Here is an 18,692-nt window from a genome sequence, read left to right as displayed (position 1 = left end):
ATCGGTAAGTTCGGAATAGTCGGATCGATTCACTTCAGTGCCCCTATGGTGGATCCTGATCAGGGATTTCTGCGCTTACATATTGGGCGATAGCCTCATCGATTGACAAAAATATCCGCCGTTTATCGCAGGAAATGGTTCCGCCGCTGTGTCCTTGCCCCCGGTGGGTCTCGATCACGCCGCTTCCATAGACGATCACGCTGATTGATTCAAAGTCGATGGCGTCGTAGCAGTATTCTGACGCACCATCTGCGCGCATACGATTTTGCTCCAGCGTATCCTTGATGATTAGCTTTAGCTGGACCTCGCAAAGAGATGCGGGTCCCGCTTGATTAGGCAACTCCAGAGTGAAGCCATCGACGTAGCGCCAGCGAGCTTCGCTATCACAATGAAAGTATATGTCCTCCTGCTCCATAACAAAGTCGTCGTACTCAAGCTCATCATGTGCCTCAAGCACTTTGGATACCGAGGCCTCAATCAATCCCGGAATATCTACCGCAAAACTGCTTCCGGTTGATTCAGGCTTTGTGACCGCCGGCCGCGCTGATTCTGTCTTGGCCTGTGATGCACCGGGATCGCCTGCGTATGTGAAGCCAGAAAAGGCCGCGATGATCGCTGTGGCTATGAATGTAGGGATCTTGAACATACCGTTGCCACCTTTATGGCTGGATCACAGAGAGTTCGCGCTCTAATGCATATTGGTACACGCGTAGTGCTTCTTCAATTTCGAAGTAAGGCTTCAGTGTCGCGCAGTCACCCTGCCTGCTACCACTGCTTCCGCCATGGTTTATGCCGACAATTATGTCGCCAGTCTCAAGCTGTTCTGCACTTACAAAGTCGTAACTGAAGTGGACCTCACACTGACCGTTATTTAGCGTGGTGACATCGCTTTTTATCGTGGAGCGCAGGGGGAATTGGATGTCTGCGATACACGGACTACTGATCACTCTCGGCGCCGGACACTGCGTTTCACTAATTCTCGGAATGCGCACTTCCCGTCCGGCCCGACAGCGAATGGACACCATGGATGTGGTGGCGACGAGTTCATTATCCTCGATATCATCGCGTTCCCTGTAAATCGCGTCGGCTGCCCTCGCGATAAGGTCCGCGGCATCCACTGCAAACAGGCTGTTGTTGCCAGCGCCAAAAGCCGCCATCGGTGACGTCAGCCCACTAGCTAGGGCGAATAGAAGTGTGCTCAAAGCGCGTCGGATGGATACATGCATGTTCAGAATTCGATGTGTGCTAAGGAAAACACTTTGAATCCTAGTTGAGAATCTTCTTTGCAGTGCTGATTTGATCGGGAGTGGTGGAAAGGAGTGTCGAGTGCTGCAGGGATTGCCTTTTCTTTTACGCCGGAGGTTTGTGGCCGAGCACACGCGCCGGCAGCATCAGTACTGCGCGCAAGAAGGCAAACAGGGCCTCGAAAGTAATACCGACAAGCCGGAAGGGTAATGACAGGAGCCAGACGAATGGCCAGAGCAGAAGTGCGAGTAACGCCAGCGGCCAGCAGAGTACAAAAAGTAGAAGCCAAAGCAGAAATTTAAGCATTGGATGTCCTTATCGGCAGTAGCAGCAGTGCGAAACCGGCTGTTCTGATGTTTCGCTGCTTGTGTTGTACCCGCCCAGCTCCCGCAGGGGGCGAGGGCAGGGCGGGCCAACATTTTACGGCCGATTGGGTTTTACTGCACGCCAATCAAGGATGGGATCAGGGGCAGTTACCTTTCACGTAGTAACCAGCAGCAGTCTCGGCCAGCGTCGAGGTTACAAACACGTTGTACAGTCCCAGGTTATCACCGGAACCGACCGCATAGGCGTAGCTGCCATTGGTGGTGGCTCGGCCTGCCTGCACATGGTTGTAGTTGCTGGCGGAGTACTCGGTGCAGGCCACATCGCCGTCGGGGGTGCTGTCGCAGGCGTTGCCAATGCCATCACCATCATTGTCCAGCTGGTCCGCGTTGGCGGTGTTGGGGCAGTTGTCCACGCTGTCGGTCACGCCGTCGCCATCGGTATCTACAGGCTCACCATCCGGGGTGCTGTCGCAGGCATTGCCGATTCCGTCGTTGTCGTTGTCCGCCTGGTTGGCATTGGCAGTGTTCGGGCAGTTATCCAGCGCATCTTCCACGCCATCCCCGTCGGTGTCGGTAGTCGGCTCGCCGCCACCTGTTGAGCAGGCCTGAACCGGTCCGGCACAGCTGCTGTCACCATCGGCGACCCACTGGCAATCACCGCCCGAGGGATATTCGCGCATGGTGAATTCACTGGTGCCGAACGCCAGGTAGCAGGCCGAGTAACCGACTCCCCAGGTGATATGTCCCGCGCTGATATGGAAGTTGTAATCACCAGTCTGGCCCGCGTCGACATTGAAAGTGACACTGGCTTGGCTGGAGAGCGAGGTACTGTCGGTGGCGGTAACCGTTGCAGTGTTTTCACCATCGGGCAGGTTACAACCCTGGGCGGAGTAGCCATTGCCAGAAATACTCGCGGTAACATTGCCGCTGGCAAAGGCGACCACCACGCTCTGCAGGTTCTGGTTCGCGTCCACCGCGGTGCCGGTTACGGTGGCGCACTGGCCGCTGACACTGGCTGCAGTATCGCTCAATACTGGTGCCGTCGCCGGCGGCTCCGGGCCTACACGGGTAGTGACGCTAGTCACATCGCCGTCTGCGCCTTCGTTATCGGTGGCGACTGCACTGACTTCGTACAGGCCGTCTGCCAGCGTGGCGCTGGTAGCGCTGAAGAAGCCCGCAGCATCCACCGAAGACACGTCGAGGGTTTCCACCAATACCGGTGTACCGCTGTCGATATTGCTGATGGTGATTGCCACTCCGGTGACGCTGCCTTCCGCATCCAGTGCATTACCGCTGATTGATAGCAGGCTGTTGCTTTCGCTTGCCGCAAGGTTCGTGATCTCGGGCCCGGTATTGCGGTCGACGCGCTTGTTGTTGGCGGTGAAATACTGGCCGAGGTAGGAGGCATAGTTGATGCTGTTCGGCGAGATGTAACCGCCAGAGGCGCCTTCGCCGCCAGACCAGGCGTGATCGACATCATTCAGCCACAGCATGGAAACCCGCCCATCTTCCCACAGGGTTTCCTCTGCGGTGCGGCTACTGCCCTCGCTGATGGTATTGGTGCCGGACAGTTTGGCGACGCCGTAAACGCCTGCCATACCGTCGGAATTCTGCTCGTTATAGCACTGGTTCACGGTGGTATCGGCATCGCCGTGGGCGATAGATGCGACCTGGGTGGCAAAGTGGCTTTTATAGCTGCCGGCGTAGGTATTACAGCGCGCAGTCACATCTGCCTGCTCACAGGGGCCAAGGGCACCGTTGGAGGAGGTGCCGATACTCGGGCCCGCACTGATACCCATACCGGCAAATACGTCCGGAGCCAGGCAGGCTGTGGTGTTGGCAAAAGCCGCACCGGAAGACAGGCCGGCGATATACACCTGGTCCGGGTCGATATTGCGGCTCGCGTCGCCACTCATCGCATTGGCGAGGGAAATCAGATTCTTATAGTCGCCAGAAGAACGCGACTTGGTTCCCTGCCAATAAGACCAGCAACTATATCCAGCCTTGTTCATGGCATCCGGCACGGCGATCACCATGCCGTACTGCTCCGCTGCCACTTCCAGGTTTGCAGTGAGGAAATTGTTGGTGGGCTGCACACAGCCGTGCAACACGATCAGCAGCGCCTTGCCATCGCCGATCGACGATACAGAATCCGGTGTATACACATGCACGGAATTGAAACCGCCAATGGATTGGCCCTGCTGCCAGCTGCCTGCGCTGGCAGCCATGGCAAAAAACCCGGATAGTAAAAATAGAATTAGGGTAGGGACGCCCTTATTGGACGTTCGATTATGATTCATCGCTAGTACCTTCATTATTTGAATTATGTTCTGACTGCACAAACGATAGGTGCGCAAGGCAGTGAGCAAATCGCGCAGAGGACGTTTGCTCATTCAGCTTATTCGAGGGCATAGCGATGGCCACTAGACCAAGGTCGTAAAGTGGCCCTCAATGTGGTGGCTGGTTCGCAGTTTGGCGTAATACTTCGCCGGAAATGGTTAGAATCTGATAAGCCTGTAGGCCTTTACACAGATGGCCGACTCAAGGGCGGCTATATCGATATTTCCTCAATGCATCATTGCATCAAATGGGCGCGTGGCGACCAGAGGAACGGAGCTGGTAACGGCTTATCATATCGAGGCTTCCTCAATCTGCGGTTTCGGGCGCGCGGAATGCCTTACTATAAAAACCCGACGTATCAAAACAGCACACCTTCTTTTTACCCGACGCGAGCATGTCACAGGCATCATGAATACGCTTGGTGCGGGTCTTTGCCTGCTTTGCGGAAGTAATCCAGTGAATCCAGTCAATACGTGAGATGGTGGTAGTTGCGTGCCAGGTCTCTTTGGCCTCGGGTGAGGCCGATAATGCGTCGAGCAGATCCGCGGGAACCTCCGGTTCCAGCTCCTCTGCGGCGCTAGTAACCTGAAACTCTACGACATCGCCGTAGCTCGCACCTGACTGCTTGAGCAGTTCTTCATCAATTTTGAGCCAGTGGCTTTTCTTGCCATCTGGCTCAAGCAGGACCGTGAAAGGCTTGCCATTGATAGTGCCATCAACGGTGGTGCGGCCGCGACGAGGGAGCTTTGCGCTAACAGCTCTGGGTAGAATGACGAATGCCCATGGCGCGCCGCTACCAGGGTCTTTTGGTCGGAGGAGTTGAGCTTTGAATTGTGACTCTGTGCTTGCCTGTGCCATTTATTTCCCTTTCGATATTTAGAGGAACTCCTTTTTATACCGAGTCCCTTTGATACCTTTATTGTGCGTGTTCTTGGCACTTGCTAATAAGCTCGTTGTACCCATGGACCTTTTTATAAATGACGTATTCTTCCCCATTTTTGGTGGAGATTAGGCTGCCTGATGAGAAAAATGTTTGATGCCACTCGTAGGGCTGAAACTTTTGAGTAGGGAACTGTTTGATCGATTCGATCGAACTCCATGGAACAAACGCGAGTTTTTGGGGGGTATGGAAATATAGGCCTGAGTCTTCAGCTGATATAGGCCAATATCGAGCCTGAAATTCTGTGAAAAAATATTGGATTATTACCGTTGCGAGAATCAGTGCGTAAGCCTCTGGATACTCGGATTTGATCCAGATGGCATCCACTATGGAAAGAAATGAAAACACAATCACAGACGCCCACAAAGTGTATATTTTCGCCCACCAAGGATATTGATATTTATTCATCGAGATTTACACATAACTCTGCCCCGTGCAGGCTCGGAGGTAACTACCCGGCCTTGCTAACGCTGGTACTCTACAGATTCTCCATTTAGCACCACCTTTTTCTCTTGAACAAGCTTATTTACCTGCCCTTGTACCGCGATTTCATTACCTTGTAGCTTCAAGTGCGCCGCGATATGGTTTTTTAGAGATGATACGGTTTTTGGCCGTTTTTCTTTCGGAGACTTAGTAAGAGAGCTCGACAATTTTTGAGTGGAAGCCGCTACGGTAACCTGCTTGATGTGCTTACAAGTTCTACCATTTGACTTCAAATGTGAAATTAATGGCGCGAAGCCATTATCATTTGTAATGACTTCGAACGTTACATTCTTCTCGGCTTCACGATCGTACTTGCCTAAGTAGTAAGCAAGATGGAAATCTAGATTGTTTGCCTGTGTAGCCTTTATTTGTACAACAATAAGGTTGATCGGTGAATCATACTTTGATGCGCCAAAATCTAGCTTTGGTTGCTTTGCGCCAAGAAATACGATGACTCTTTCATGCTGTGAAAGGTCTATTTTCTTCATTCCACCGACATTTTCATAGTCGATAAATGCCCACTTCATTGTGGAGCTCCTTGTTATGCTAACGCCGCAAGCAAAGGCGGGCGTAGCGAGTCGAGTAGCACGAAGTGCTACGATTTTGGCATGCTTTGTTATGCATTTTTGGCTCTGCTTCCCGATTTTTGGTTATTTATAGCTACATGAGTACCTGCCAATAGAGTCAAAATGGTTACGACGGAGTCGATAGCTACGGTCTTATCAAAATACAGCCCTCTGAAAAGGATATAGTGTATTACCCAAGAACTAGAAGCACTTACTAAAAAGATACAAACCGAACTTAAGTAAAATTTCGAATTAATGCCTTTAGTGTGAAAAAAATAAACAAGAAAATTGGCTATACCGCCCAATAAAATAAGAAGATATTGGGAGTCGTCTTTGAAATAAGACTCTTCGCCAAACATTAAAGTAAAAACTAGGCCTATAACCACCTGAACGGTGATGGATATAAAGCTAAATGATAAAATTCTTTTCCAGCTCATATTCTGATCATATGCATAATTTCCCGTGGAGGCCCAAAGGGCCGTAGCAACCTGCCTGTGATTGTTAGCGTCACTTGATCCTCACAAACTCAGCTTCAGGGAAGAAATTAACTGCCGCTTTTGCTATACCTTCTGGATTCACTCCACCATGTGACAAATCAACAACGCCCTTGTTTTTAAAAAATAGGCTAACGATACCCGCATACTGGATAGTGGCCACACTCCCTTTCTTCACATAAAGAATTTTTGGCTTGAATGGCCACGATCCGAGTGAGGCAGTTATTTCAATTTTATCTCCGACATACCGAAATACTCGATTTTCAATGTTCTCGTACTTTTTTCTGCTTAGTTTTGAATTCAGGTAAGGTCCCAAGAATCCAATGAGCCCAAAAGCCACAATATTTATGATGATTTCCAATCTAATTACCACTGATCGCTAACGCCCAGCGCAGGCGCCGCCAGCGCGGAGCGCATTTTGTGTTAATTTTTGAGCGTCAGCGAGTAACACAAAAGGTGCGTAGCGTTGGCTGTCGCTCTGCCGCTGATTGTTAGAGCGGTCGGCACTGCGCGCTCTCCATAATTTGCCGGACTTCTTCTAGAGCCATATCAGAGCAGCTTTCGAAGATGACATAAGGTATGAGAAGACTCAAGAGTACAAAGTTTTGGACACGAGGATCCTCAGCATCATCTAGATCAGCTTTGTTCAAATACTCCAATTCAGCCCTAGATAGCTTGGAAACATATAGGTTCTGCAACCCAGATTTATATTGCTCCCAGCTCACATTTTTTGGGCATTCTTCAATCTCCCGCGCAACTGACTGCGGAAGATCTTTATTGCAATATTTCCATGACGATGCATTCAGCCTGTCTGAAAGCTCAAAACCATATTCAGAAGCGATCTCCGCATACCCATCTTTACCCAGCCTCGACGCAGTTTCCTCACTTAATGACATGGCTAAATGCGAGTCTGTCACTACGCATCCGGAAGTGAACATGACAATTAGAATGACGATTACTACAAAAATTTTCATACTGCTCTAACAGTTTAATCGTGGGCGGAGAGAATCATATCCTGTTGCCCACTATCTTTCTTTAATCCAAAAACCCCTAAGACGAAAAAGCCCGCAATATCATGCCTTTAGCTTAAATTAGTAAGATTGTGCCATTCGTGGATGTGTTCGTCACGCCTCATATCCTCCTTACATGGAGGATTGCTAAGTGACTGACTTATAAGGATAAAGTCTGAAAAGTTATCGAGTTGCTGAGATATGAGGCAGCGTGATCACTTTGTTGACTGGTGGTATTAGATTTATAGCTGTATAAATATTGTTCTTTTGGATGTCCACATACGCAAAAGGCCGGCAATGCCGGCCTTTTGCGGGTGGCTGTCGAATTACAGTCCCAGATTGGGCAGCACAAAAGACTTGGTATTGGAGTGCAGCCTGATCCACAAACCGGGATTGGCATTCAGCTGCTCCAGCAATTCCTCGCGGTCGGCACTCAAACGGGTGTTCAGCACATTCGCATAAGTCTGCACCTTTGCCGGGGCAGTTTCGGCATCGACGACAGACTGCACCACCTTTTTTGCCTGCAAAATTGCTGCGGGGCCCAGGGTGAGGATGTACTGGGCGGAGCGGCATTCAGCTTCATCCTGCTCATTTACCGCACTGCCGCCAGCCTTAAATTTGCTGATGTGATGCTCCAGAATGCTGCTGGAAATCGGGATGATGCCGGCAACGTGATTGCTCTGGGCGCCGGAGAAGGGCTTGATGTAGGCGAGGTGGGAGGCCTGGTTTTCTTCCGGGCCGTGGCCGATGAAGAAGATATCCAGTCCGCCCAGGGATTCCAGTTTGTCCAGATACGCGATCAGCCCGGCTTCCAGGTCATCGGTATCTGTCTGCATCGGGGTGAAGCTTTTGATCTTTTTGAAGAAGTCAGGGCCGAGAATGCGCTCGAAATCCCGCACAAAGCTGAAGCAGTTGCTCATGCTCATGGGTGCCAGTGCATCTTGCGTGAAGACGTTCAGCCGGTCCAGCAATTCATCTTTCTCCGACGTCTTGGCCAGTTCACCCAGCAGGCGGTGCAGTTCCTGGGCACCGCGGCCGCCGAGCAGGGCGATATTGATATCGCCATCTTTGTTTGCGGCTGTTTCATAAAGCTCATTGAGCATGGCCTTGCCAACGTCCGCTTCACTTGGTAGTACCGTGGGTCTAATACCGTGATCGGTCAGGTCGTAATCTTGCTCGCTGCTTTGCGATAGCCAGTTGTTTTTATTCATAACTAGTACCTCGTCGTTTTGCGGCTACTGATACCACAGTTGAAGCTCGTTTTGGAGGTTCAATGTCAGTGTGTTATCCAGCCTTGTTGTTTCTTATCTGGGCGGTGCGCAAGTAGGAACACCTAAATCACAGATACAAAAAGGCCGGCAAAGCCGGCCTTTTTGATGGGCGTAACAGGGCAGAGCCCCAAACCTTACCCCTGGCGTGCTTTTAGCGGCCCGCGCAGTTGCTCGGCCATGTTCAGCAGCAGGTTTTCGGTGGTTTCCCAGTCGATGCACTTGTCGGTAACGGATACGCCGTACTCCATTTGGCTGCGATCTTTGTTGATCTTCTGGTTGCCGGGTTTCAGGTTGCTTTCCACCATGATGCCGATGATGGATTTGTTGCCGTCCAGGATCTGGTGGGTAACGTTGTCGACCACCAGGGGCTGCAGCTCGTGGTTCTTGTTGGAGTTGGCGTGGCTGCAGTCGACCATGATGTTGGGTACCAGGCCGGCATCTTCCAGTTCTTTCTCACACACGGCGACGCTAACGGAGTCGTAGTTGGGCTTGTCGTTGCCGCCACGCAGTACCACATGGCCGTACTTGTTACCGGCGGTGTGGATGATGGCTACCTGGCCTTCCTTGTTGATACCCAGGAAACGGTGCGGGTGGGCGGTGGACTGGAGGGCGTTGATGGCCACTTCCAGGCTGCCGTCAGTGCCGTTTTTGAAGCCCACGGCGGAGGAGAGGCCGCTAGCCATTTCCCGGTGGGTCTGGGATTCCGTGGTGCGCGCGCCGATGGCGGACCAGGAGATCAGGTCCTGCAGGTACTGGGGCGAGATTGGGTCCAGTGCCTCGGTGGAGGTGGGCAGGCCCAGCTCGGAGATGTCCAGAAGCAGCTTGCGGCCGATGTGCAGACCCTCTTCGATCTTGAACGAGTCGTCCAGATGCGGGTCGTTGATCAGGCCTTTCCAGCCCACGGTGGTACGGGGCTTCTCAAAATACACGCGCATGACGATCAGCAGGGTGTCGGAGACTTTGTCTGCCAGCGCCTTCAGGCGGCTGGCATAGTCCATGGCGGCCTCGACATCGTGTACTGAACAGGGGCCGATCACGACCATCAGGCGGTGATCTTTGCGGTCCAGGATGTCGCGCACGGCGGCGCGGCCGGCGGCTACGGTGGCCTCTGCGGACTCGCTGACGGGCAGTTCCGATTTCAGCGCTTCCGGGGTAATGAGAACGTCCTGGGAGAGGACATTTAAGTCGTCGAACTGCTGCGTGGTCATGGTATTTCTATCGCTACTGTCTGAATTTGAAATCATCTTCCTTGCCGCAGGGGGTGCGCTGCGGGGCAGTTATGCTACCCAGCGCGGGCAGGCAGGGCTAGGGTTTCATTTGAAACAGTTTTAGATGTCACTGTTTTGCCTTTCTCCCGCAATATCTGTCCGGGTAATTTGCTTCACAGAAGGATGTGGTTGCGCGGAATTCTTCAGCGAGGGAGCGGGGTAGGATGGGCAGTTTTCTCTCTGCCCATCCCGTCGGGCCGGGTATTGGGGTGTTTCGGCCCTAGTTGGGGAGTTCCGCCATCTGCTGGAGCAGGGGAAAGTAGAGCGCACAGCGGATGGACTTTTCGCCTCGCTGATAAAACAGGCGGCGGTAGTTTTCCAACTGATTGCGGTACAGCTCGAGTTGCTGGGCTACGAACGCCTCGACCGACTCGGCAGCAGTGGGTTCTGCGGTTTTGTAATCGATGATCCAGCGGGTGCCGTGTTCATCGATAAAGGTCCGGTCGACGATGTTACGCCTGAGCTCACGCCCGCCACTGTGCAGCTCCAGCTCCGCAGCACTTTCGGTATGGCTGGCATCCAGTAGCCAGCGTCCGGTGTCGCATCGCAGGGTTCGCACAACGGCCTGTTCCACTTTCTCGTGGGCTTTTTCCAGGCTGCTACCATTCAGGCCGGATTGGGCAAGGCGCAGCTGCCATAGCCGGCGCAATTCCTCGATCAGCTGCTCCGGGGGCTTCGCCAGTCGCTCGGGAAACTCGGTGAGGGTAGCCAGTGTTTCGTGGGCGACGGTACCGGCGTGGCGGAACCACCGCTGGTGGACCTGGCCCAGCTCCGGCAGGTTGGCCTCTTCGCTGTCATCTCTCTGGAAGTCGCCCATACGATAGCGGGCGAGATAGTCCTCGCGTGGATGGGGCGGGGCCTGCCAGTGTTGGGGGAGATGCAGGAGGTAGCTGTGATCCCTGTATTCATCCTGTTGTGCCGGGGCATCGGTTTCGAGCCAGTGACACCAGGCACTGGCCGAGTTGTCCGACAGGGTCGGCCAGATGCAGGCGAGCAGTGACGCAGCGGTGGGCGATTTGTAATCCTCATTTTTCTTGTCGGAAGATTTTACGCAGGCCAGCAGGTGCAGGCTGTGGATGGCCCGGGTGCACCCCACGTAAAGCAGGCGTGTGCCCTCCAAACGCTCGCGCTCGCTGTTGTCGTGTTTCACATAGGCATACAGCGGGTCTTTGCCACTGCGAGGGCTTTTGGGCGCGAGCAGGAAGCGGGTGTGGGCTTCGCTGTTCAGCCAGCTGCACCAGCGCAGCAGCTGGTCGCTACCGCCGGCACCGCCGGATTTGTCGAGTCCGGGAATCAGCACATGGTCGAATTCCAGTCCCTTGGATTTGTGAATAGTCATCACCTGGACCCGTGCCTCCTGCGCCGGACGGGCGAAGAGTTTTTCCAGTGCCTGTTCGAACGCGGGCCAGTCGGCGATGCCGCCACCGTGGTCGTACTTCTCCAATAGCTGGAAAAAGTCTGCGGCGTTGCTCAGCTCGCGCTTGTCCGCGACGGTAGCGGGACCACCAAGGGCGAGCCAAAGGCCTTCCAGCCATACGCGCAGTGGCTTGCGCCCTCGCTGTTGCCAGCTTTCGAGCAGCTGCGGTACGCAACGCTCCAGGCGTGCGCGGCCATCGTTACTCAGTGCCGCAAGCGCTTGCGGATTGCCGAGGGTGTTGAGGATCGGCGCTACTCGTGGGTCGCGGGGGCCATTTTCTCCCGCATCGAAATTGGCGAGGGTGTACAGGTCTGGCAATTCCAGTCCACACCAGGGGGCGCGCAAGACGGCCAGCCAGCTGGTCCGGTCACTGGGATCCTGCAGGGCGCGGGTGAGGCTCAGCAGGTCCAGTACCACCATCTTGCTGGCGAGCGGTGCCAGGTCCTGGGCCTGGTAGGGAATGCCGGCACGGGTCAATGCGGGCAGAATCTGTTGCAGGTGCTTCTTGTTGCGCACCAGTACCGCAATGCTGTCTTCCGGCGCCCGGGTCTGCAGGTCCCGAATAATGGCCACTGCCTTTTCGGCTTCCTGTAAACGATCTTCATCGTCCACGCAGCCGTAGAAACTTACCGGCTCGCCATCCCACACGCGGGGTTTGAAGGCGACTGAATCCAGATAGCGCACCGCGCCACGGCTGATATTGTCCCGGGGTGGAAATGCCCGGGCAAACGTGCGGTTGACCCAGTCCACCACCGCATTGCTGGAGCGGAAATTCACCTGCAGGTTGAGTGGGGTCAGCGGCAATTCACCAATGCCTTCATTTCGCGCATCAAGGAAAATACCCACGTTGGCATTGCGGAATCCGTAACAGGATTGCATGCCGTCACCCACGATAAACAGGCTGCGACCGTCGTCAGGCTCCCAGCCGGCGGTGAGTTTCTGCAGCAGTTCCAGCTGCAGCTGGGAGGTATCCTGAAATTCGTCCACCAGGATATGGCGGATCTGTACGTCCAGTTTCAGTGCGACATCGGTTGGTGAATCGCTATCGCCCAGCGCCGCCAGTGCGGCCTGGGCAACTTCGGTAAAGTCGGTGCTTCCCAGTTGCTGGAACACCAGTTTCAGTTCTGCCACCAGCAGGGGCAGTACCCGGGCCATGGCACGCAGGATTTGCCACTGGCTGTCGTCCATGCCGGCGGGCAGGGTACGCACTTCGGCGATAACCTCGAGTAATTCGGGTACATCCTGCATGGCTTCCAGCAGGGCGGTCATACGCTCTTTATACGCTTTTGCCCGCTCGGGATCGGGAGACTTTTTGTCGGCTGCGGGAAAGCCGATGGTCTTGGTGACGGATTTCCGCAGGGTGCCGGTGCCCGTTGCCAGTAGTTCCGCCAGTGCCAGCCACTGTGCCAGTCCCGTATCGTCACAGGGGGGCGGGGCGCTGATACCGGCGAGGTTGCCGACAATATGCCCCGGCTTCTCCTGCTGCATGTTACTGCCGGCGTAATCCGCCAACTGCAACAGTTCTCCGGCGAAGGTGCCAAGACAGTTTTTGAACGCGACCAGCTGTGCGTTGATCAGCTCTTTGATCACCTGGGTGAAATAGTCTTCCGCTACTTCATCGTGTACCGATAGCAGCGGCTCCAACCACTGCTCCCGTTTCTCCAGCAGGGTTTTCAGCATGTCGCTGACTTCCGGGAGATTGTTGTCCAGATGCAGTAACAGCCGGCCCAGGTCTTCGTCGAGTTCTTCCCGTTCGAGCTTTTTCAACAGGTTGGCAATGGCCATCTCGTAGGCAATCGCGGGTTGATCCAGGGGCTCTCCCGGTGCGCCGAGACCGCTGTCGATCGGTAGCTGGCTGGCAATGTTGCGACACAGGCCGTCGATGGTCTGAATGCGCAGGCGCTGTGGGCTTTGCAGCAGATGCCACTGCTGTTGCTGGTCGTGGGCGAGCAGGTCGCGCGCCAGTTGCCAGGTGATTTTGCCGTGTGGATTTTCCGGCTCCGGGTTGTCGCGGGCATCCAGCAGTGCATCCAGCAAACGCTCGCGCATTTCGCCGGCGGCTTTGCGAGTGAAGGTGATGGCGAGTACTTCTTCCGGTTGCTGACAGGCGCTGAGTAGTTTCAGCAATCGCTGGGTAAGCAGGCCGGTCTTGCCGGAGCCTGCGGGTGCCGATACAGCATAGCTCTCGGCAATCTCCAGGGCTTGGGCGCGCTCACTGGCATCTACGGGTATATGCGTGGTCATGATGTTACTGCTGTCTTTCCGGCCAGCGATTCAGTGGCCACAGGGATTTCTGGTTATCGTTGTCTGCCGGGCGGTCGAACGCGAGGGTCGCGTGGCCGGTTTTGTATTCTTCTGCGAGGCCTTCCAGTGCCCGTTGCCAGTGTTGTTTGAGTTGGTCCCACTGGATCAATTCGGGTTCTTTTTCCTTCTGGCTATCTGCTACCGACTTGATGCCGTTGATGGGGTGCGTGAGTTCCCCGCAGCCCTGATATTTACAGCTGCCGTTTTTCACTGCGCCAAAGGCGACGGCCTTGGCTTGCGGGTGGAACAGGGCGTAGAGCGGCAGCTGTGGTTCTCTCACGCGTTCCTGCAGCCAGTCGCTCACGGAGGTCTGGCCGGTTTTGTAGTCGATCACCAGTTGCTCGCCGTCGACGAGGCTGTCGAGGCGGTCCAGGCGCAATGTGAAGGTCAGGCCCTGCAGGGTGACGGTGAGGGCGGTCTCCACCTGCTCGACCGTAAATACGGGGCGGTCCTGCTCGAGGGGCAGCCACTGGTCGAAAATATCACGCAGGCGGACCTGTTCCAGTTCCCAGAATTTGGGTGGCAGTTCCGGGTGCTTTTTCTTCAGGCGACCGATGGCGGTGTCGATGCTGGACCGGATCTGTAGCGCGAGTTGCTCCGGTGTCATCGCGGCGAGCTGTTGTGAACTTTTACAGTTAATCCAGAAGGCAGCGAGCATTTCATGGATAAGGTTGCCCCGTTCGGCGGCACTGAGGCCCAGCCCCGGCGCTGCGTATTCCTCGGCGCCCAATCGATAGCGCAACTGGGCGTTGAGCGGGCACAGCGCCTGGGCCTTGAGTACACCGGCACCGCCGCGCACCTGGGCGCAGTCTTCCGCACTCAGGTGGGGCAGGTTGGCATCGGCAATTTTTTCCAGCGCGGGCGCATTTTCCAGTGCCAGGTAATGGGCGGCGAGCGCATCCTGCTCGAAGGGCTCTGCAGGTTGCGGCGCGCCGAACAAAGCGCTGAGAGATTGCCCAACGCCGTCTTCCTCGCACGCGTAGCTGACCACGATATCGTCGCTGCCGTTAAGCAGGTCGGCGGTCAGTTGCTGAGCAAGCTCCAGTTCGCGCTCGGCGCTGGCACGGGGCATTTTCCATTCTTTCTGCCAGAGTACCGGCAGCATCGGATTGGGAGCGGGAGGCGGTGGCCACTGTTGCTGGCCGAAGCCCACCAGGCGCAGGTGATCGAACGCGAGTCCACCGGCTTCCAGTACGCCGAGGATCTGCAGCGGGCCATCACGGGTTTCTGCCTGGAAAGGCGTGCGGCTGGCGATCTGCCGAAGCAGCTGCAGCGCTTTGTTGAGTGGTTGGGCGCCGCTGAATTCGGTGAGGCCGGCGAAGTTTTCCAGCGCCTGTTCCCACAGCATCAGCTGCTGGTACTCCTGGCTGTTCGGGTTGCGGTTTCCAGGCCACTGCAGCCGTCCGAGCAATTCGGAAAAACGCTGTGCCCAGATTTCTGCGGGGGCGCGTTGCCAGCGGCGAGCCCAATCCCCGAGCTGGTTTAGCTGCGAGGGCAGCGGGCTTTCTGGGGCCAGTTCGGCGGCGAGCTTTTCGGCCCAGGTGCGCAGCACACTGCCCGGTATTTCGCGCAGTTCCTGTTTCTGCAGTCGTCGGAACAGGGTGCTGCGCAGGTGTAGCTCTTCGGGACTTTGCGCGCCCCAGAAGGGTGAGAACAACAGGGTGCGCAGCGCGCTGTAATCAAACGTATCGCGCAGGGTTTCCAGCAGCTGCAGGGTGGCGGCGCCTACCGGGGTTTTTGCCAGTGGTGTACCGGCAGAAAAGTTGAACGGCAGGGTGTAGGCGGCTTGCGCTGGGTCGAGCCACTGTGGCTCGAGCACGCGGGCAAAAACCTGCTCCACCAGCGGGCGGCACTGACCGAGGTTGTTCACCACGATCCCGATACTGCTGTCCGGATTTTGCTGCAGTTTTTCCGCGGACCAGCGGGCGGCCTGCAAAAGTTCCTCTTCCAGGTTGTGGCACTGAGCAACCTTTACGCTTGCGCCCGGCTTATCGGGAATCGGGAAGTTGTGCAGGGTATCGCAGGCGCGCTGGAAAATCTGCTCAACCAGCGGTGAGTGCTGTACGAAACCGGCGAGGGAAATTTGTGGCAGTTTCGGCAGTTGGTTTTCCGCGAAGGCGCGGCTGATCAACTGATCGCGTTGATCCGGTGTAACGGCATTGCGCTGTTGCAGTTGCTGGTGGAACAGCGGCAGCACCTTGAACAGTGCGTAATCATCCGGCAACAGACCGGTTTTCTCCCAGTGCGGTGCCAGGGCCGATTCGGTTTCTTCGAGGCTATTGATACGTTGCCACTGGATCAGCTGGGCGAGGGCGGTATCGCAGTTGGCCGCCAGTTGCTGGGTGTTGATCAGTCCCTTGTCGAGGGTCTCTTCCACACACTGCTGCCACAGCAGTTGGCGCTGCTCCTTGTTGAGCACCCGGCACATGGCGGGTGGCCATTGCATCTGCTGTAGCTGGAACCAGAGCTTGTCGAGCCAGCCTTGCAGGGACTCCACGGCAGGCGGAGCCCAGTTTTTACTGGCCTGCTGACCGATGCCGTACACCTGCTGGCAGCGATTGCGCAGGCGGTTGGTCGGGGTGAGCAGCAGGCCGCCCTCGGGCAGCTGATTGAGAATCTGCAGCAGTGGGAATGCGGGTTGCAGCATGAAAAACGCTTATTGGTTTATTGGAATTGATGTTGCCGCGAAGGCGCGGGCTTACAGTCTAACCGGGATGGCGGTAGTGCGGTATTCAGGGTTGAATTCCGAGAAGGCCCGCTGGATTGCGCTGTGGTTTTCGCTGCTGCTGGTGAGTAGCAGGCTGTTCCCCGGTGTTTCGGACAGAGGGATATTCAGCTCCTCAAGCCACCAGCGCACCCGCCGGGCGATGGCATCGCCGGAATCCAGCCAGGTCAGGGGGCGCGGTGCGGCCGCAGCGAGTTCATCCCGAAGCAAGGGGAAGTGGGTACAGGCGAGCACCGCGGTGTCTACCGTGTCGCCATCCGGTCCGGCAAAGATACGTTCGATAACCGGGGCCAGGTCGGCGGGGTCAACGGGCTCGCCGCGCAGTTTGGCCTCAGCCAGCGCTACCAGCTCCGGTGCCGGCACGTTGATGACCCGGTTGCCGTTGGCAAACTCGTCGATCAGCTCGCGGGTATAGCGGCGGTTGACGGTGCCTTCCGTCGCGATCAGCGCGATGGTGCCGGAGCGGCTGGCGGCAGCAGCGGGCTTGATAGCGGGCACAACGCCGACAACGGGCTGGTCCAGTACTTCTCGCAGGGAGGGCAGGGCCAGGGTACTGGCGGTATTGCAGCCGACCACGAGGATATCCGCCTCGCAGGCGGCCATCATATGGCTGGCGACTTCCACGATGCGCGGGCGCAGCGCGTCTTCAGACTTGTTGCCGTAGGGGTAGAAACCGTTGTCGATACCGAAGTGCAGGGTCAGGCCGGGTATCTGGCGACGGATCTCCCGCGCAATACTGATGGCGCCGACGCCGGAATCGAATATCAATGCACTGGGCGCCTTGTTAGAATGGCCGCTTCCTTTAGGCATGTAAAAAACTGTCTCCCGATACGGACTGCTGACCGGCAAGAATACCTCAGCCGGTGCCCTGTAATAAGTTTAAGTGATTTTTTATGACCTGGTTTCCCCTGCAAATCTCCCTCGAACAGGCCATTCTCGCCGGTGTTGCCGTTCTGGCGCTGGTGCTGCTGGTGTTCTGGGCGGGCAGGTCCCGTCTGGTCAGTCAGCTGCAGTCGCTGCGCAGTGAGCAGCAGGTGCTGGCGGCACAGCAGGAAGCTGGCCGCGAGCGCGAGACCCAGCAGGGGCTGGAAATCCAGCAGCTGCGGGACGAGCTGGCCGGCAAATCCCAGCAGCTGGCGCGTTATCAGGTGCTGGTAGAGAGAAGCGAGGCCACGCTGGCGGAACAGAAGCAGCAACTGGAACAGACGCGCGCGTCCATGACCCAGCAGTTCGAAAACCTCGCCAACCGCATCTTTGAGGAAAAGCAGCAGATGTTCGTGCGCCGCAGTGAAGACAGTCTGCGCAAAAGCCTCGACCCGCTGGAGCGCCAGCTGGGGGATTTCCGCAAGCGGGTGGAGCACGTATACGATCGCGAGAACGCCGAACGCAACAGCCTGCTGGGCCAGATCAAGGCCCTGCGCGAGCAGACCCAGCGCATCAGTGACGAGGCCCTGAACCTGACGTCCGCACTCAAGGGGGATCGCAAGATTCAGGGCAACTGGGGCGAAGTGGTGCTGGAGCGTCTGCTGGAGGAATCCGGCCTGCAGAAAGGGCGGGAGTACGAGACCCAGGTTTCCCTCAAGGACAGTACCGCCGATGGCCGCCGTCGCCAGCCCGACGTGATTGTGCGCCTGCCCGAAAACAAAGACCTGATCATCGATTCCAAGGTCTCCCTGGTGGACTACGAGCGCTACGCGTCCGCGGAAACGGATGAAGAGCGTACCCAGGCCCTCAAGCAGCACGTCAACTCCCTGCGTGCGCATATCACCGGTCTGAACAAGAAAGCCTACGAGCAGCTCGAGGGCGTGCGCACCCTCGATTTCGTCTTCATTTTCGTGCCCATCGAGGCGGCGTACATGCTGGCCATGCAGGCGGATCCGGAAATGTTCCGCTACGCCTATGAGCGACAGATCGTGCTGGTGAGCCCCACCAGCCTGATGGCGACCCTGCGTACGGTAGAAAATATCTGGCGCTACGAGAAACAGAACAAAAACGCGGAAAAAATCGCCGACGAGGCGGGCAAGCTGCACGACCAGTTCGCGCTGGTACTCGAGTCCCTCGATAACCTCGGCGGCCGTATCCGCCAGGCGGACGAAGCTTTTCAGGAAACCTACAAACGGCTGGCCACGGGCCGTGGCAATGCGGTTAAACGGATCGACAGCCTGCGCAAGCTCGGTGCCAAGACCCGCAAACAGATTGCCGCCGACCTGCGGGAAAAAGCGGAGGACAGCCACAAGCTGCCAGCTCCGGAGCAGGAACCGGCGGAAGCGTCTGTAGTTGCCGAAACGGAAGCGGAATAAACC

General features: G+C 56.2%; 15 protein-coding genes. 1 reads left to right on the top strand and 14 read right to left on the bottom strand.

Annotation, left to right across the window (positions count from 1 at the left end; translation table 11 throughout):
• Window positions 1-43: 43 nt before the first annotated feature.
• The 14 genes from HUW35_RS16305 to murI form a co-directional block, all read right to left on the bottom strand.
• Window positions 44-646, bottom strand: coding sequence for a hypothetical protein (locus HUW35_RS16305; protein WP_181253272.1), 603 nt, complete (start codon window positions 644-646; stop codon window positions 44-46).
• Window positions 647-659: 13 nt separating this feature from the next.
• On the bottom strand, window positions 660-1,157 hold the full coding sequence (locus HUW35_RS16300) for a hypothetical protein (protein ID WP_181253271.1): 498 nt from the start codon (window positions 1,155-1,157) through the stop codon (window positions 660-662).
• Window positions 1,158-1,350: 193 nt separating this feature from the next.
• Window positions 1,351-1,551, bottom strand: a complete 201-nt coding sequence (locus tag HUW35_RS18785; protein WP_078085899.1) for a hypothetical protein — start codon at window positions 1,549-1,551, stop codon at window positions 1,351-1,353.
• 157 nt (window positions 1,552-1,708) lie between these two features.
• Window positions 1,709-3,799, bottom strand: coding sequence for a PHB depolymerase family esterase (locus HUW35_RS16295; RefSeq protein WP_219932609.1), 2,091 nt, complete (start codon window positions 3,797-3,799; stop codon window positions 1,709-1,711).
• 418 nt (window positions 3,800-4,217) lie between these two features.
• Window positions 4,218-4,769, bottom strand: a complete 552-nt coding sequence (locus tag HUW35_RS16290; protein ID WP_181253269.1) for a YdeI/OmpD-associated family protein — start codon at window positions 4,767-4,769, stop codon at window positions 4,218-4,220.
• Window positions 4,770-5,315: 546 nt separating this feature from the next.
• A complete protein-coding gene (locus HUW35_RS16285) occupies window positions 5,316-5,861 on the bottom strand; it encodes a PIN domain-containing protein (RefSeq protein ID WP_181253268.1) in 546 nt (181 codons plus the stop codon).
• Window positions 5,862-5,950: 89 nt separating this feature from the next.
• Complete coding sequence (locus tag HUW35_RS16280) at window positions 5,951-6,337, bottom strand: hypothetical protein (protein ID WP_181253267.1); 387 nt, start codon at window positions 6,335-6,337, stop codon at window positions 5,951-5,953.
• A 70-nt stretch (window positions 6,338-6,407) separates the two neighbouring features.
• A complete protein-coding gene (locus HUW35_RS16275) occupies window positions 6,408-6,755 on the bottom strand; it encodes a hypothetical protein (protein WP_181253266.1) in 348 nt (115 codons plus the stop codon).
• A gap of 130 nt (window positions 6,756-6,885) precedes the next feature.
• The gene (locus HUW35_RS16270) at window positions 6,886-7,368 is read right to left on the bottom strand and encodes a hypothetical protein (RefSeq protein ID WP_181253265.1); all 483 of its coding nucleotides are present in this window, start codon (window positions 7,366-7,368) and stop codon (window positions 6,886-6,888) included.
• A 362-nt stretch (window positions 7,369-7,730) separates the two neighbouring features.
• Window positions 7,731-8,615, bottom strand: coding sequence for a hypothetical protein (locus HUW35_RS16265; RefSeq protein WP_181253264.1), 885 nt, complete (start codon window positions 8,613-8,615; stop codon window positions 7,731-7,733).
• Between the two features lie 194 nt (window positions 8,616-8,809).
• Window positions 8,810-9,883 (bottom strand): 3-deoxy-7-phosphoheptulonate synthase, encoded by a 1,074-nt coding sequence (locus HUW35_RS16260; protein WP_181253263.1) that lies wholly within the window; start codon window positions 9,881-9,883, stop codon window positions 8,810-8,812.
• A gap of 280 nt (window positions 9,884-10,163) precedes the next feature.
• On the bottom strand, window positions 10,164-13,604 hold the full coding sequence (locus tag HUW35_RS16255) for an exodeoxyribonuclease V subunit beta (protein ID WP_181253262.1): 3,441 nt from the start codon (window positions 13,602-13,604) through the stop codon (window positions 10,164-10,166).
• A 4-nt stretch (window positions 13,605-13,608) separates the two neighbouring features.
• Window positions 13,609-16,311, bottom strand: a complete 2,703-nt coding sequence (locus tag HUW35_RS16250) for a PD-(D/E)XK nuclease family protein (protein WP_181253261.1) — start codon at window positions 16,309-16,311, stop codon at window positions 13,609-13,611.
• Between the two features lie 51 nt (window positions 16,312-16,362).
• Window positions 16,363-17,199 (bottom strand): glutamate racemase, encoded by an 837-nt coding sequence (gene murI, locus HUW35_RS16245; protein ID WP_181253260.1) that lies wholly within the window; start codon window positions 17,197-17,199, stop codon window positions 16,363-16,365.
• 83 nt (window positions 17,200-17,282) lie between these two features.
• Here murI and rmuC point away from each other — a divergent pair, with 83 nt between their 5' ends.
• Window positions 17,283-18,689 (top strand): DNA recombination protein RmuC, encoded by a 1,407-nt coding sequence (rmuC, locus tag HUW35_RS16240; protein WP_181253259.1) that lies wholly within the window; start codon window positions 17,283-17,285, stop codon window positions 18,687-18,689.
• Window positions 18,690-18,692: the final 3 nt, after the last annotated feature.

The sequence above is a fragment of the Microbulbifer sp. YPW1 genome (assembly GCF_013367775.1).
Classification (GTDB): Bacteria; Pseudomonadota; Gammaproteobacteria; order Pseudomonadales; family Cellvibrionaceae; genus Microbulbifer.
This window is presented reverse-complemented; position numbering and strand designations above follow the sequence as displayed.

Coding starts and splice junctions, on each gene's coding strand:
- HUW35_RS16305 (WP_181253272.1), bottom strand. CDS start 646: ATGTTCAAGATCCCTACATTCATAGCCACAGCGATCATCGCGGCCTTT.
- HUW35_RS16300 (WP_181253271.1), bottom strand. CDS start 1,157: ATGGCGGCTTTTGGCGCTGGCAACAACAGCCTGTTTGCAGTGGATGCC.
- HUW35_RS18785 (WP_078085899.1), bottom strand. CDS start 1,551: ATGCTTAAATTTCTGCTTTGGCTTCTACTTTTTGTACTCTGCTGGCCG.
- HUW35_RS16295 (WP_219932609.1), bottom strand. CDS start 3,799: ATGGCTGCCAGCGCAGGCAGCTGGCAGCAGGGCCAATCCATTGGCGGT.
- HUW35_RS16290 (WP_181253269.1), bottom strand. CDS start 4,769: ATGGCACAGGCAAGCACAGAGTCACAATTCAAAGCTCAACTCCTCCGA.
- HUW35_RS16285 (WP_181253268.1), bottom strand. CDS start 5,861: ATGAAGTGGGCATTTATCGACTATGAAAATGTCGGTGGAATGAAGAAA.
- HUW35_RS16280 (WP_181253267.1), bottom strand. CDS start 6,337: ATGAGCTGGAAAAGAATTTTATCATTTAGCTTTATATCCATCACCGTT.
- HUW35_RS16270 (WP_181253265.1), bottom strand. CDS start 7,368: ATGAAAATTTTTGTAGTAATCGTCATTCTAATTGTCATGTTCACTTCC.
- HUW35_RS16265 (WP_181253264.1), bottom strand. CDS start 8,615: ATGAATAAAAACAACTGGCTATCGCAAAGCAGCGAGCAAGATTACGAC.
- HUW35_RS16260 (WP_181253263.1), bottom strand. CDS start 9,883: ATGACCACGCAGCAGTTCGACGACTTAAATGTCCTCTCCCAGGACGTT.
- HUW35_RS16255 (WP_181253262.1), bottom strand. CDS start 13,604: ATGACCACGCATATACCCGTAGATGCCAGTGAGCGCGCCCAAGCCCTG.
- HUW35_RS16250 (WP_181253261.1), bottom strand. CDS start 16,311: ATGCTGCAACCCGCATTCCCACTGCTGCAGATTCTCAATCAGCTGCCC.
- murI (WP_181253260.1), bottom strand. CDS start 17,199: ATGCCTAAAGGAAGCGGCCATTCTAACAAGGCGCCCAGTGCATTGATA.
- rmuC (WP_181253259.1), top strand. CDS start 17,283: ATGACCTGGTTTCCCCTGCAAATCTCCCTCGAACAGGCCATTCTCGCC.